This is a genomic window from Anabaena sp. UHCC 0187 (assembly GCF_009712035.1).
Classification (GTDB): Bacteria; Cyanobacteriota; Cyanobacteriia; order Cyanobacteriales; family Nostocaceae; genus Dolichospermum.
Map to the genome: position 1 here is coordinate 24107 of NZ_VILB01000025.1, position 14975 is coordinate 39081.

The window sequence follows — 14975 nt, forward strand, 5'->3', positions numbered from 1 at the left end:
TAAACTACCATATTTTATCTTTACCCAAGCGGTAAAAGAGGTTAAAAAATCAATTTTACGCATACTTTCACTTACTTTTCTGGATAATTATACAGTAACTAAAGATTGATCTTCTTCCCAACTAAACAAAGATTCAAGTTCACCTAATTCAGCAAAAGTGATTGCAGCTATTAAACATTGAGGTAAATTAACACAAATTTTATCAGAATAATTTCCTGCTTGTCCACCAACAATTAATTTTTCCTCATTAGCAGAACTAACATTATTGTTCTTTGTATTTATTAATGCTTGATAAAAACTAGATAATAAAATCTCTTTTTTACGAGATGAATTCATGTTTTTATGATAAACATCTGATTTGGATATTTCATAAACCTGACACAAAAGAGAATGAAAAACCTCATTATCTAAAGTTGCAGTAACAATATATTTACCAGAATTACCACCACCAATCATCATATAACTTTCATCATCAATTTTTAAACTAACTAAAGTTTTAGTATTGCCATCTAAATCACGAATAGCTGTTTCTATTTGTTGCCAATTTGGATTTTCAATGAAGTTTTTTTCATTGCTGTTTCCTGTCCAGTTGTCAGTATATAATTTTGATACACGCACTCGTTTTAAGTGTGGTAAATCTTCCGATATTTCTGCTTTTACTTCTTCAACTTCAGGAAGTAAATGTGCAACTCCAAGTAACTTTCCTAAATAAGATGTTTTCAGAAAAGCTTGTCTTTGGGCATGAGTCATTATCTGTTTTGATCCTGCCATTACTTCATCGCTACTCATATAGCTTAGGCTTTCCCCATCTTGTTTCATGTCGCTGACAAAATTCTGCTGCTGCGGTTCGTGAAAATCTGAAGACATATAAATCTTCTCCACTAGGAGTGCTACGTGAGAAACCAAGATACTCCATTTGTACCTTATCTCTATAGTATGGCACACGTTCAGGATAAGCTTCTAGATAAACGAATGATTCTACTGCTGTTACTGGACAAAACTCGAAAGCAACCTTGATTGCATACCAAATTAACCATTTACCAAGAGGTTCAATAAATCTTGCCGTAGCATCTCCTTGACTGGTAGGATGTGCTTCTATATTGTTTATTTCTAGAAATATGGGAGGTGCAAGTTCAGGATAAAAATATGGATATAGACCATATTTGACTAATCCCCATACTTGATTATTATAAACAATCTTAACTATATTTTCGCAGTAAAAAGCAGTTCCATTCCAGATATTTAACCAGTCACAAGACCAATTTCTGGGAAGATCATCAATAGTTGCTGGAGAAATAACAGCAATTTCCTCTATGTTAGATTCAATTAACACTTTTACCTGATAACTTCCGATGGTAGTCAATTTGTTTTACACCCTTCTGAGAGTTAATTTATAACTTAAAAATTATACAGTTATATCTTCTTTTGTACCCAAGCGAACCAAATCAATTTCACCTATGGTTTTACTTTTCTGGATAAGTAACCCACTGTGGTTTTAAAGTTTCCCCAACGGTCAGAACTGACGTACAATACTGGAATTGACTAATATTAAGCCACGCCAAGTTAAAAACAGTATCTTATGCCAGCATTTTTATTAGAGGTCGGTACAGAAGAATTACCCGCAGGTTTTTTGAGTGATGCTATTGTACAATGGCGATCGCGCATTCCCCAAAGTCTCAAAACCCATAATCTCCCCGAAGCGGTTGTCGAAGTCTATGGAACACCGCGACGGTTAGCGGTTCTCATTACCGGTTTACCTTCCCAACAAGCAGACAGAGAAGAAGAAATCAAAGGACCACCCGCACAAGCAGCTTTTAAAGATGGACAACCCACTAAAGCCGCCATTGGTTTTGCGACTAAGCAAGGTGTGGATATTTCCGCTTTAGAAATTCGTCCCACAGACAAAGGGGATTTCGTCTTTGTTAACAAACAAATTCCCGGTCGTCCCATAGCCGATATTTTAACCGAACTTGTACCCCAATGGGTCTGGAACTTAGAAGGCAAGCGGTTAATGCGGTGGGGACATGGTGACGGACGATTTTCCCGGCCAATACGCACTTTAGTCACATTGTTAGATGGGGAGATTCTACCATTACAATTAGAGAATGGCGCAAAAGTTGTTAAAAGCGATCGCATTTCTCGCACCCATAGAGTATTACACCCTGAACCCGTCAGCATTTCCCACGCTACAGAATATGTAAAAACCTTGGCTTCTGGTTATGTAAATGTACCCACAGAAAACCGAGCCGAAATTATCACAAATCAAGTGAAAGCCGCCGCCGAAAAATTAGGCGGATATACCCCAATTTACCCCGACTTACTAGCAGAAGTCATCAATTTAGTTGAATATCCCACCGCAGTTATTGGACAATTTGAAGAAGAATTTCTCAACTTACCAAAAGAAGTAATTACCGAAGTTATGGTAAGTCATCAGCGTTATTTCCCCGTCTTCAAAAATGCTGATTGTCAGGAATTATTACCCAATTTCATCACCATTAGTAACGGAGATCCCGCCAAATCTGATATTATTGCTGTTGGTAATGCTAGAGTAATTCGAGCGCGTTTAGCAGACGGCAGATTTTTCTATGAAGCTGATTTAGCTAAACCCTTAGAAAGCTATTTACCCCAATTAGAAAAAGTCACATTCCAAGAAGATTTAGGTTCAGTTCGTGCCAAAGTCGAAAGAATAGTTAAAAATGCCGAAAAAATCGCTACTCAATTACAATTAAATCCAGACCAAACCCAGAATATCCAAAGAGGTGCATTACTCTGTAAAGCCGATTTAGTTACACAAATGGTCTATGAATTCCCAGAATTACAGGGAATTATGGGGCAAAAATACGCCTTAGCTAATGGCGAAAATTCAGAAGTATCCACAGCAATTTTCGAGCATTATTTACCCAGAAATGCTGATGATATTTTCCCCCAAACCCTCACAGGTCAAGTTGTTGGTTTAGCTGATAGATTAGATACTTTAGTTAGTATCTTCGGCTTAGGCTTAATTCCCACAGGGTCATCAGATCCTTTTGCATTGCGTCGCGCTGCAAATGCAATTGTTAATATTACCTGGTTGGCGAATTTGCAAATTAATTTATCAACCTTGTTAGAACAAATTGCCACAGATTTCGCTACAACTTTTAATAAAGATGCAAAATCCTTAATTAAAACATTGCAAGAATTTTTCCTGCAACGGATTCGCACCTTATTACAAGATGAAAAACAGATAGATTACGATTTGGTAAATGCGGTTTTGGGAGAAAATGATCCTGAATATACAGAACGTGCATTAGCGGATTTATTAGATGTCCGCGATCGCGCTCTCTATTTACAACAAATCCGCAAAGATGGTACATTAGATAAAATTTACGAAACCGTCAACCGTTCCACCCGGTTAGCAGCACAGGGAAATTTAGACTTTCAAACCCTAGAACCACAATCTTTAATTAATCCCGAACTGTTCCAGAAAAAATCCGAATCTGCATTTTATAACGCTTTACTTGAGTTAGTTCCTCAAACCCAAGCAGCACAACAAAATCGGGATTATCAACTGTTAGTAACTGCACTGGCAAAAATCGCTCCTACCGTGGGTAAATTTTTTGATGGTGAAGACAGCGTTTTAGTCATGGACGCAAATCCCGATATTAAGCAAAATCGCTTAAATTTGCTCGGATTATTGCGAAATAACGCCCGTGTACTGGCTGACTTTGGCGCGATAGTCAAAAATTTGTAGCCTAAAGCAACAAAAAGTTGTGTAATTTCTGCCAATTAACGCTACCATAGGGGAGCTTAACCAGGGATGCTACATAGTCTATGCCAGAAGCGTTAATTATTGGATTCGGAAAATCCGGTGTTGCTGCGGCAAGATTGTTGAAACAGGAAGGCTGGGAGGTTGAACTTTGCGATAGTAGCACCTCCCCAACCCTCCTCGAACAACAACAACAACTCGCCAGCGAACACATTACCGTCAAATTAGGAAACACACCAGAATTCACCGATTCTGATATATCCAAGTTAATAGTTGTCAGTCCCGGAGTTCCTTGGGATATTCCTATTTTAGCCAAAGCGCGAGAATTAGGCATAGAAACTATTGGCGAAATGGAACTGGCTTGGCGAAATTTACAAGATATTCCTTGGGTAGCAATCACTGGTACAAATGGTAAAACCACCACCACCGCGTTAACTGCGGCCATTTTCCAAACAGCAGGATTGAACGCTCCCGCCTGTGGTAATATTGGTCATGCTGCTTGTGAAGTTGCTTTATCTCCGAAAAAACCAGATTGGATAATTGGTGAACTTAGTAGTTATCAAATCGAATCTTCCGTTACATTATCGCCTCGGATTGGGATTTGGACAACCTTCACACCAGATCATTTAGCCCGACATAAAACATTAGAAAATTACTATAATATCAAAGCCAAATTATTACATAATTGCCAAATTCAAATATTTAATGGTGATGATGCTTACTTGAGCAAATTAGGATTAAATCATTGGCCAAACGCCTATTGGACAAGCGTTAAAGGTGAAAAATTCCTAATAGGTGAAAAAGGCTTTTATATAAAAAATGGCTGGGTAATCGAAAAAATTACCGCTACACCCCAACCCATTGTTGAGGTATCTGCATTGCGAATGGTAGGGGAACATAACCAGCAAAATCTCCTCATGTCCGTCGCCGCTGCTAGATTAGCAGGTATAGATATTACCGCCATTTCCCAAGCTGTGCGTGAATTCCCTGGCGTTCCCCACCGCTTAGAGCATATCTGCAATTGGCAAGGAATTGACTTTATTAACGACAGCAAAGCCACCAATTACGACGCAGCGGAAGTGGGTTTAGCATCTGTGCAAAGCCCCGCCATTTTAATCGCTGGTGGAGAAGCCAAAGCTGGAGATGATACCGCTTGGTTAGCCCAAATTCAAGCCAAAGCCGCCGCTGTTTTACTGATTGGGAACGCAGCACCAGCATTTGCAAAACGTCTGCAAGAAGTGGGATATAGCAATTATCACATTGTCGAAACAATGGAAAAGGCTTTATCCATGTCTGCGGAATTAGCCAAAAAACATCAAGCCTCTGTAGTATTATTGTCTCCAGCTTGCGCTAGTTTTGACCAATATCCTAACTTTGAAATGCGGGGTGAAGACTTTCGGCAATTGTGTCAGAAATATTTGGAAAACTAGGCGTTGCATAATGGTGATACGAATGTGGTGGGTATGAATCTCCCACTAATTTATTCTGACTTCTGGCTACTAACTCCTGACTCCTTCTTCAACTCTAATATGGCTATTAGCAACGTCCAAAATTCAATTTACTTCTGACTCCCGACTCCTGACTCCTGATTTCTGTTGCTCAAAACCTGTGACTTCTGATAAAGTATAAAGTGGTCTTTGCTTGACTTCTTCATAAATACGTCCAATATACTCACCCAAAATCCCAATACTAATCAGTTGCACTGCACCTAAGAAGAAGAAAGCAATCAGAACAATAGTGATTCCAGTTAAAGGTGAATGGGGAAGAAAAATCCGCCAGTACAATACCAATAAACACATAAATAGGGCAACTATCGCCGCTAACAATCCTACATAGGTGGAAAGCCGCAAGGGGACTTTAGAAAAGGAAACCAGTCCGTTAATTGCCAGTGCGAAGGATTTGCGAAAGGTATATTTAACATCACCAGCAAAACGGGGATCTCGCTCAAATCGGATAGCTGTTTGATTAAACCCTACCCATGAGCGTAATCCGCGAATGTAGCGATTCCTTTCGGGCATAGAATTGAGGACATTAACAACTTGACGATCTAATAGGCAAAAATCCCCGGTATCGGTAGGAATATCTACATCTGCAAGATTTTTTAAGAGACGATAAAAAGCATAAGCTGTAAGGCGTTTAAACCAACCTTCCTGACGGCGTTTTGTGCGTTGAGCATAGATAATTTGATATCCTTGTTGCCATAGTTCCACCATTTCGGGAATTAATTCTGGTGGATCTTGTAAATCGGCATCTAAAATCACAACTATCTGGCCACGAACAAAATTTAAACCTGCGGTGACGGCAATTTGATGACCAAAATTCCGTGCCAGACTCAAGTAAACTACACGGGGATCTTTTTGGTGTAATTCGCGCATCATTTGTAAGGATCTGTCTCTACTACCATCATTAATTAAACATAATTCAACTAGTCCATCCATCTGATTCATCACTAGTGCAATGCGGCGATACATTTCATGAATGGTTTCTTCTTCGTTGTAAATGGGGACTATGAAAGAATATTTAGGTAGCATAGTATTAATTTAAGGAGTCAGGATTTAGAAAGAAGGAAGATTGAAGAATAATCTAGCTTACCTATTGAGCTATGAGAATAGTAATTGGTTTTGATGACCATTTTGCTAAATATTCTGTATTTTCAAAATTCATCATTGCTACTGGAGGTTCTTTGTCTCTTCTCACCGCAATAATGGCACAAGGTTTAAAATCTTTATAAGGGTACATTTCCGGTCTTAGTGCATAGAAATTTTCAGGATTTAAAATATGTTTAAATCTATGTATTCGATTGTTATTCTCATTTAATAATATCCAAAAAGGATATTCCCAATAACTACCAGCAGGTACTTTTTCAGTTCCTAAAGATAATCCTATATCAGTACAGGTTGTAGTTTTGATAAAATCAACTGCATCAAAATAAGGTTTAATGAGCTTGGGTCTTTGGGTAAAATATATTTCATTTCTATTACTATTAAAGATGTTCTTCTCTAATGCAATTGGACGAAATTTATTCATAAATACAAATTGCATAGATGTGGCTAAGAGAATCACTGCTAAAACTTTAATAACATGACGATTCCAAACTTGAGAAAAAGCCAGACCAACAAAAGCTGAAAATAAGACAAAAATTGCCAGATGGTGCCGACTTTGATATGGTTGGAGTTTGAGCATTAAACAAATTAGCAAAAAACCAGAAATTAAACATAAAATATAAATCATTACCTCTCTATTATTTCTCAGTTTCTGATAGAAAATAAAAATACCTATAGCTAAGAAAATAAGTAATAAATGTAGGGGGTTGCCAGCTACATTTTCATCAAAAGAAAGACCAGGAACACCAGTATACGAGTTCAGAGGGTGTGTGATCCGATTATCATTGATATCTACACCCAAAAAACCATGAATTATAGAAATTAATTTGGCAACTTTACCTATAGTTGGTTCAATGATACCTTGCAATCCTAAATGTCTGACGATATCAGCATGAAGAGACAAGTTTCTGATAATGTTAGAAATCCAAGTCGGTAGGCTGTATATTTCTGGTTTGTAATCTATTGAATATTCTGCTGTGGAGAGAGGATTTCCATATAAGCTAAAATTACGCAAATAATGATTAATATTTAAACTCAAGAAAATTACACTAATAATAGAGATTGGTTTCCATATTTTCCAGCGCATTTGATTGACATACCAGAGGAAAAACCAAACCATAAAAGGAAAAGCATACATATAACCCGAACTCTTGGTAAAAACAGCCAGTCCGCAACTAGCACCAATACCTAGAGTTAGGTTTATAGGCGGTTTTCTATGGGGTAAAGTTAATAAAATATAATGCACTAAACAAACTACCCAAAAACAAACTGCATAATCATTTTGAGTGCTAGAAGCCTGAAGAATACCCATAGGTAAGGTAGAACAGAAAACAGCAGCAAAAATTTGCCCGCGTTTATCTGCCCCTAGCTGCTTGGCAATTAGTGATACACCAACTATACTGCCAATCATGCTGAAAGTTTGTACTAAATTGGCGAACCTATCCCCACCACTAAGAATCTGTAAATGCAAGATCACAAACTCTGCAAAAGGTGGATGAACTAATTGGGCTGAGTAGTAGGTAGGATAGTGAGCAAGATGGCGATTTTGTATCCAATGAACCACCCGCGCCATGTGATAAGTCATGGAGTCCCAATTATTTGGCGGGGCAACAATAGCAATTGTCATAATAGTGGCAATGATAAAAGTTATTCCAGCTATTAAAACTAAACTGACAGGAGTTATTTTCGGGATTTTGGGAATAAAAAGTGATCTTTTACCTGATTTAATGAGTTTATAATAAATCCACCCCAGAGCTATATTAGTCAATAACCACAGCAATAATACTGAGCTAAACGTGATTATTTGTAATAAGCTTAAAATCTCAGTCAACAATGTGATTAAAACTCCCCACGCAACTGCTGAGGATAAAACTGAACTCCGCCAATCTTCTTCAGGACTGTAAAAAATTACAAATAGAATTACTAGAGAGGTGAGAAGCAATACAGCCAGCATCAAATAACCTCACATATTTCACAAAATAATATCTAGTTTGTATCACACTGTCAGTAAAAAGTATATCAGCAATATTGAATACTGATACAAGACTTTACTCATTAATTTTTAACACCAACTTACTTACAGCCAATATTGTGAAAATTCTCTCTTGGGAAGGATTCTAAAAATATAAATAACCTATAGGATGGATTATATATTTTACCCTGAGTGAAGTTGGGGCTTGGTTTACCCTCCAAGCCTTTTTATTTTTTCACCTGTTACCTCTCACCTTTCACCATTTCCATTATTTCAGGAGGAAGTTCCCGCACTATCCGCAAGGGGAAAAGACGAGTTGAGGAAATTTGAGCATAGTCAGAAGTCAGAAAAGGCGCATATTGACTAGCTTCAGGAGTTAACTGGGCTGCCATTGCTAGGGTAATACCTTTGAAGAACTTCCGCACATCTTTAGCGTGTTCTCCGGTTACTTCTTTACTCAATATAGGTGTATCGGGAATGGAACTTTGATCTACGGTAAAATCGGGATCTTTGACACTCAAATGAGAAGCCCCAACCACACCCACTAACCATTTAGGAGAACGAATTTTGGTAAAGCCAATGACTTGTTCTGTTAACGCAGGGGTGGTTTTATCTGCGGAACTAGCCCAAATTAATGTCGGGACTTGTACCTTTGTTAAACCAGTTTCACCAAACATTAAAGAGGATACGGGATTCACCGCCATTACTTGCTTAATTCTTGCATCTCGCAGTTGATAGGTTTTTTCAGGTAATTTTTGAGCCACACACTGAATAGCTTCTCCCAAGCTGGCTTTAGCTAAATTTTGCTGACAGCTTTGTTTGAGGTTTTCAATTTGTAATTCACCCCCAGCTAATGCTAAAGCTGTGCCTCCACCAAAAGAATGACCCACAACCATGACGTTATTAGTTGCTAGTTTGCCCTGTAATGGGTTATTAGCCGTTTGATTGAGTTTTTCTAATTCATCGAGAATAAAACTGATATCACGCGGACGGTCTAAAAATTCTTGGGGTTCAACCAATCCCTTTTTACCTTGGTAGGCTGCATTGCTACTGGTTTCGTTACTACCAGGATGTTCTCCGGCAGCAACGACATAACCATGAGAAGCTAAATGTTGTGCGAGGTAACGCAAGTCAGTCCGTACTGAACCCAAACCGTGGGAAAGGACAATTACAGGTTTATTTGCAGTTGCAGCGGTGGAGAAGTAAATATCCACAGGAATTTGACGTTGACGCTTTTGGTCATTGAAGTTTAACTTCAGGGTCTGTACCTGTGCGCTTCCTGGTTGAGTAGGATCTAAAGAATAAGTAGCTTTAACATCTCTGGGGTTAAGTTGGGGAGAAATAGCCAGCATAAACTGCTGTGTGCGGAAAAAAGCACTATTCAAATTTCCCAGCACATTGATAGCCTGGGGTAAATTAATTTCTAGGCGTTTACTGGGATATGCGGCAATAAAACTGAGCGCAGATAAACCCTGTGGAGAATTAGCACCTAAAATTAATCCGGCTCTCATGGCTTGTACTCCAGCTTGATCCTGACGGGTAATAGCTGTAGAGATATCACTAAGAATTGTCGTCCCAATTTGGGTGTTGATTAATCTATCCAGAGTAAGAATATTTATGGGGACTCTGGTTCTCAACCCCCCCACTAAAAAGCGCCGTTGTTCTTCTGTCATCCTTTTAGTGTAAGTTCCTAAACTAGCTGGTAATTTGCCAGTTTCCGCAGACTCTTTCAACTCTTCTAAGGATACAGATTCCTCTAAAGGACCATAGCGAATTATCACTGTATCTGCGGCGCGTGCAGAGGTGCTAACGCCAAAAAACGGTGTCAGAGCAATTGCACAAAATGTACCTGTAAATACCTTGAAATTCTTCCAGCTTTTCCCTGTGAACATCTTTATATTGCATCTCAATTTAGGGAATTGTACCTGATTTTCGAGTCTTTACCCTACCTCTAGGCATAACTCCATCTCTGATAAGTCACTTTTATAGCTGTAGCAGGGAATTAGAAACAGGCAACCGCAAGTAATGACCAATTACTTTAATAACGATAAGTATCCCAATGATTTATGCTACTACCTGCACGACTATAGTTTCTTGCATTCATAGACTGAGTAGATGCTTGAGAAGATCCTAATGTTAATGATTTTTCAACCACATGAGCTAAATTTTCCCATGATAAATCTTCCCGTTGCAACAAGACTTTTAATTTTTCTAATGCAGCATTTGCAGCCTCATTCTTTTCCGGATTATCTGCGGAATAATTGATCAGGTCACTAATATGTAAAGGATCTCTTTGTACAGCAATAATGGACTGATGTACTGCTTGGGTAATTTGCTGACTAAACTCGATTTTAGCCCGATGTAATTGCCGCTGCCAACCTATTTTACTAGTCGCATATAAGGATGGTAACCGATTTAAAGCATAGGCAAGTACATCTGGTATCTTGATATATCTAGCCGTTTTATTAGGTAATAATTGAATTTGTTTATTAACTTCTTCTGTAACTAAGAAGACCATAACATTATGAGAATTGATCACAGTGGTGTGTTTAGTTTGTGTTTCCAAATATTGGGAATGTAGTGATGGGCGTAGTGTTGACATACTTACCAATTTATCTATGTATGTAAATTTAATTGTGCTAAAAATTATGAGTAAAAGTAACCTGGACTCTGTCCATAGTTTTATTGATTACTGATACTTATTATAAATATTAAATAGGTTCAATGTAAATGTGTAATTTACCTAATAAATATAATCTTATTGCAATCTTTAAATTTATACTTATTCTTTTATCTGGACTTTACAAATAGTAGTAACTAAAAATACAAAGTATTGCTATAACTGCTTGTAGGGGTCTAGGGAAAATTATCACCTATATCAATACCTTCGCCTTTTTTTAGGTTGGGTTGAGGCACGAAACCCAACCTTGTATCTTCGAGGTATGTTAGAGGAAGTGGTAGACTAAGCTGTTACGCAGGCTAATAATAACCTGATTTATAACTTCTGTCCTGTATAAATAGATCGCACTTCACCATTACGACGAATAATAGCTTCACCGTTAGTAACTTCTACTAATGTCCAACCTGTAGCACCAATATTTTCACCCAGATTAATCCGGCGACTGATACCATCTACTTTAAACAAAGCCACAGATTTATTACCCAACTCCAATAATCCCTCCAACTGTGCAGAATAGCTGGGTGAAGAAACCTGTTGTGCTGTGTTAGTAGGTTCTTTTGCTGGTATAGGTGGGGCAATCGTTGGCAATTTTGGTGGTAGGACTTTTAAAGTTTGAGGATTAACTGTGACTGGGTTGAGATTAACCTGTGTCGTTTTTGCTGTGGGTTTAACTGCTGGTTGAGCAGGATTTACAGGAGGATGATTAACGACTGAAGATAAAGGTAAAGATGGTGGTATGGGGACTGTGGGAACAGTTGGTAGTTGATAGCGGGGTGCTGGGGACTGATAAACTGGAATATATATGCGCTCAACTACATTAGGGGAACTGAGGCGACTGAGAGGAGGGAGGGCATTATTACCTGCTACAGGCAAGGGTAAAGTTTCCGTTGGTTGGGTATTGGGTAAAGGTAAGGCCGTTGTTTGATTCAGATTAACAGTAGGAAATCCAGATTTGACAGTTGTTTGAGAATTGGTTGTTCCTTGCTGTTCTATCACAGTTAAGGCTTCCAACATATAATTTACTAAATCTAACTGAGGATCTGTTGTTACAGAAACAGATGATGGTATTTGGGTATTGGGCAAACTTTGGGAAGTTAATTGGGCAGTTATTATAGTTAATAAACCAGACTCCGTTAAGTAGAGCATTCCCAATGAAGCCACAGTCAAGCCTAATCCCGTGAATATTAGTTTACCTAAACCACTGGTTTGTTGTTGACCTTTGGTAGTAATTGCCCTGATAGAAGGAGGATTAACTACCAGTGCTGTGGTTTGGATGTTTTTAATAGGTGAAGCAGACTGTAATGGGCGATTGCGTGTTGAAGACAAAACCACATCTGGCATTTGAAATGTCATGGTTTGCACAGGTACAGATTCCTTCCTGTCCCGATGATAATTCCGCTTACTTCGACCATCAAGAATGTTATCAATATCGGTAAAAAGGTCATCCATTAAGCCTTCAGCATAGGTTTCTATTGTCCAAGGCTCATTAGTGACAAAATCTATGGCTAACGCCGCGCTGGCGCTATCGGATGCTTCTGAAGCAAGTAAATCAGTGCTGGATTTGGGTAACATAGGCTTTTTCGATTGTAGCTAAAAATAATAGGAAAACAATGCCGCTACTGCTGTGGAAATCAACTACCTTTTTTAATTAAACCACTGATCTTTCTTGCCAGAGTCCAGGATTTGGTTAGCTAATGGTATTAAATTGTACTCTGTTATGGAAATTTTGGTGATATTTAGTTAAAAAAATTTATAGGAGGAGTCAGGAGTCAGGAAGAGGAAGAAATAAAGAAATTCTTTCCCCACTAGGATAATTACCTATTACCTATTGCCGTCTTGCCTTTGGCTAATTCCAAATATATCAAAAGGGCATTGATATCGGCTGGGTTAACTCCGCCAATTCTCGCAGCTTGTCCAATGGTGAGGGGTTTAACTTTGTTTAGCTTTTCTCTGGATTCTTTAGATAGAGTCTCAATAGTTGAGTAGTCTAAATCACCAGGTAGGTGGCGATTTGCTTGACGGGCAACTTGGTCAATTTGGTGTTGCTGTCTGGCTAAATAACCAGCGTATTTGATATCAATTTCTGCCCCTTCCTTTTCCGCTTGTTTGAGGGTAGAGTTACCGAGTCCGTGGCGTTCTAGGTCAATGTAATGGATACCAGAACGACGCATTAAATCAGCCAAGGTAATAGAACCTTTGATTGCTTGTTGGGTATCGAGAGCGATCGCTTGTCCCACTGCCTCATTTTCTTTTATTCTAGTCTTATGCAGGCGTTCTTTCTCCGCTGTAATTTGCTCTTGTTTTCTACTATACAAATCCCAGCGCCTATCATCAATTAAACCTATTTCCCGTCCTAACGGTGTCATGCGGATATCAGCATTGTCAGAACGCAGTAATAAACGATACTCCGACCGACTGGTGAGCATTCGATAAGGTTCGCGTAAATCTTTCGTACACAGGTCATCAATTAACGTACCAAGATAACTTTGTTCACGGGGGAAAATAATCATTTCTTGACCCTGAACAAACCGCGCTGCATTGATTCCTGCCACTATCCCTTGGGCAGCAGCTTCTTCATAACCGGTCGTCCCGTTGACTTGTCCTGCACAAAATAACCCTGGAACTTTCTTAGTCATCAAAGTCGGATAACACTGAGTTGCGGGCAAATAATCATACTCTACAGCATAAGCCGGACGCAACATCACACAATTTTCTAAACCAGTCAAACTCCGCAACATCAAAATTTGCAAAGTTTCAGGTAAACCAGTGGAAAAACCTTGAATATACAATTCAGGAATATCCCTTCCTTCCGGTTCAATAAAGATTTGGTGACTTTCCTTATCGGCAAAGCGGACAATTTTATCTTCAATACTCGGACAATAGCGGGGTCCCTTTGCTTCCACCCAACCACCATACACCGGAGACAGATGTAAATTTTCCCGAATTAAACGATGAGTTTCCGTAGTGGTGCGGGTCATGTGACAAGGCATTTGTTCCCGTTCTACCCACACTTCGGGGTCAAAACTGAACCACCGCACGGCTTCGTCTCCCGGTTGAACTTCCATTTTACTGTAATCCACGGAACGCTTATCAACCCGTGCGGGTGTACCAGTTTTGAGTCTGCCGGTTTCAAATCCTAACCGGTTTAAAGTTTGTGTTAATCCTTCTGCTGCAAACTCTCCAGCGCGTCCTGCGGCCATGGATTTGTTACCAACCCAAATTTTGCCACCCAAAAATGTGCCGGTGGTGAGAATTACCGCTTTACAGTGAAAAGATACGCCAAAATAAGTTTCTAAACCAATAACTTCATTATTATCATCTAAGATTAAATCCGTCACCATAGCTTCTCGAATTGTCAAATTCTCTTGATTTTCGACAATTACTTTCATTATCGCCGCATATTCCCGCTTATCAGTTTGCGCCCGTAATGCCCATACCGCAGGACCCCGTGAAGAATTGAGGATGCGTTTTTGCAGGTATGTCCGGTCTGCTATTTTGCCAATTTCCCCACCCAAAGCATCTATTTCATGGGTTAATTGGGATTTGGCAGGGCCACCCACTGCGGGGTTACAAGGTTGCCAAGCGATTTTATCTAAATTTAGGGTCAATAGCAGTGTCCGACAACCGAGGCGGGCAGTAGCAAGTGCTGCTTCGCAACCGGCGTGACCTGCACCGACGACAATTACATCATAAGCGTCTCGGAATTCAGCGGCATTGTGCATGGTCTTAGTTACAGAATAAGTCAGTTAGGATTTATGATATAAACGTTCTATTATACATTATTTTTAATTTGTCGGTGATTCGTAATTGTAGTGTACTTAAATTTAGTTAATTTTTATTCCGTTCCTACCTGAAGAATATAGATTAAATGAACCACGAAGAAGCGAAGAACGCGAAGGAAGAAGGAAGATAGGTAATCTTATATTAGGAAGGGAGTAACTATCTTTTAGTGAGATTTTTACACTAATAAATTTT

At 39.0% G+C, this 14975-nt stretch carries 10 protein-coding genes; 2 read left to right on the forward strand and 8 right to left on the reverse strand.

Annotation, left to right across the window (positions count from 1 at the left end):
* Positions 1-87: 87 nt before the first annotated feature.
* Positions 88-867 carry a hypothetical protein gene (locus tag FJR11_RS20725; RefSeq protein ID WP_254444805.1) on the reverse strand — a complete coding sequence of 260 codons (780 nt, stop codon included), beginning with the start codon at positions 865-867 and terminating at the stop codon, positions 88-90.
* Positions 782-1363: a hypothetical protein gene (locus tag FJR11_RS20735; RefSeq protein ID WP_168507154.1), complete on the reverse strand. Its 582-nt coding sequence runs from the start codon at positions 1361-1363 to the stop codon at positions 782-784. Before FJR11_RS20735 ends, FJR11_RS20725 begins: the two co-directional genes overlap by 86 nt.
* A 216-nt stretch (positions 1364-1579) precedes the next feature.
* Between FJR11_RS20735 and glyS the strand changes: the two genes are divergently transcribed.
* Together glyS and murD are read left to right on the forward strand one after the other, a co-directional pair.
* The gene (glyS, locus tag FJR11_RS20740; RefSeq protein WP_168507156.1) at positions 1580-3730 is read left to right on the forward strand and encodes a glycine--tRNA ligase subunit beta; all 2151 of its coding nucleotides are present in this window, start codon (positions 1580-1582) and stop codon (positions 3728-3730) included.
* A gap of 80 nt (positions 3731-3810) precedes the next feature.
* Entirely contained in the window at positions 3811-5175 is a 1365-nt protein-coding gene (gene murD, locus FJR11_RS20745; protein WP_168507158.1) for a UDP-N-acetylmuramoyl-L-alanine--D-glutamate ligase, read from the forward strand.
* A 123-nt stretch (positions 5176-5298) separates the two neighbouring features.
* Here the strand turns inward: murD and FJR11_RS20750 are convergent, their stop codons facing one another.
* The 6 genes from FJR11_RS20750 to mnmG all read right to left on the reverse strand — a co-directional run bounded on the left by FJR11_RS20750 (position 5299) and on the right by mnmG (position 14722).
* Positions 5299-6276, reverse strand: a complete 978-nt coding sequence (locus tag FJR11_RS20750) for a glycosyltransferase family 2 protein (protein WP_168507160.1) — start codon at positions 6274-6276, stop codon at positions 5299-5301.
* Between the two features lie 61 nt (positions 6277-6337).
* Positions 6338-7975 (reverse strand): glycosyltransferase family 39 protein, encoded by a 1638-nt coding sequence (locus FJR11_RS20755; RefSeq protein WP_254444806.1) that lies wholly within the window; start codon positions 7973-7975, stop codon positions 6338-6340.
* 587 nt (positions 7976-8562) lie between these two features.
* Positions 8563-10212: an alpha/beta hydrolase gene (locus FJR11_RS20760; RefSeq protein ID WP_168507164.1), complete on the reverse strand. Its 1650-nt coding sequence runs from the start codon at positions 10210-10212 to the stop codon at positions 8563-8565.
* 146 nt (positions 10213-10358) lie between these two features.
* Positions 10359-10922 (reverse strand): late competence development ComFB family protein, encoded by a 564-nt coding sequence (locus tag FJR11_RS20765; RefSeq protein ID WP_168507166.1) that lies wholly within the window; start codon positions 10920-10922, stop codon positions 10359-10361.
* A gap of 393 nt (positions 10923-11315) precedes the next feature.
* The gene (locus tag FJR11_RS20770; protein WP_168507169.1) at positions 11316-12572 is read right to left on the reverse strand and encodes a hypothetical protein; all 1257 of its coding nucleotides are present in this window, start codon (positions 12570-12572) and stop codon (positions 11316-11318) included.
* Between the two features lie 242 nt (positions 12573-12814).
* Positions 12815-14722, reverse strand: coding sequence for a tRNA uridine-5-carboxymethylaminomethyl(34) synthesis enzyme MnmG (gene mnmG / locus FJR11_RS20775; protein ID WP_168507171.1), 1908 nt, complete (start codon positions 14720-14722; stop codon positions 12815-12817).
* Positions 14723-14975: the final 253 nt, after the last annotated feature.

Bases quoted from the DNA above. Each gene is read 5' to 3' on its own strand.
- FJR11_RS20770 (WP_168507169.1), bottom strand. From the start codon at position 12,572: ATGTTACCCAAATCCAGCACTGATTTACTTGCTTCAGAAGCATCCGAT.
- mnmG (WP_168507171.1), bottom strand. From the start codon at position 14,722: ATGCACAATGCCGCTGAATTCCGAGACGCTTATGATGTAATTGTCGTC.
- FJR11_RS20725 (WP_254444805.1), bottom strand. From the start codon at position 867: ATGTCTTCAGATTTTCACGAACCGCAGCAGCAGAATTTTGTCAGCGAC.
- FJR11_RS20755 (WP_254444806.1), bottom strand. From the start codon at position 7,975: ATGACAATTGCTATTGTTGCCCCGCCAAATAATTGGGACTCCATGACT.
- FJR11_RS20760 (WP_168507164.1), bottom strand. From the start codon at position 10,212: ATGTTCACAGGGAAAAGCTGGAAGAATTTCAAGGTATTTACAGGTACA.
- glyS (WP_168507156.1), top strand. From the start codon at position 1,580: ATGCCAGCATTTTTATTAGAGGTCGGTACAGAAGAATTACCCGCAGGT.
- FJR11_RS20765 (WP_168507166.1), bottom strand. From the start codon at position 10,922: ATGTCAACACTACGCCCATCACTACATTCCCAATATTTGGAAACACAA.
- FJR11_RS20750 (WP_168507160.1), bottom strand. From the start codon at position 6,276: ATGCTACCTAAATATTCTTTCATAGTCCCCATTTACAACGAAGAAGAA.
- murD (WP_168507158.1), top strand. From the start codon at position 3,811: ATGCCAGAAGCGTTAATTATTGGATTCGGAAAATCCGGTGTTGCTGCG.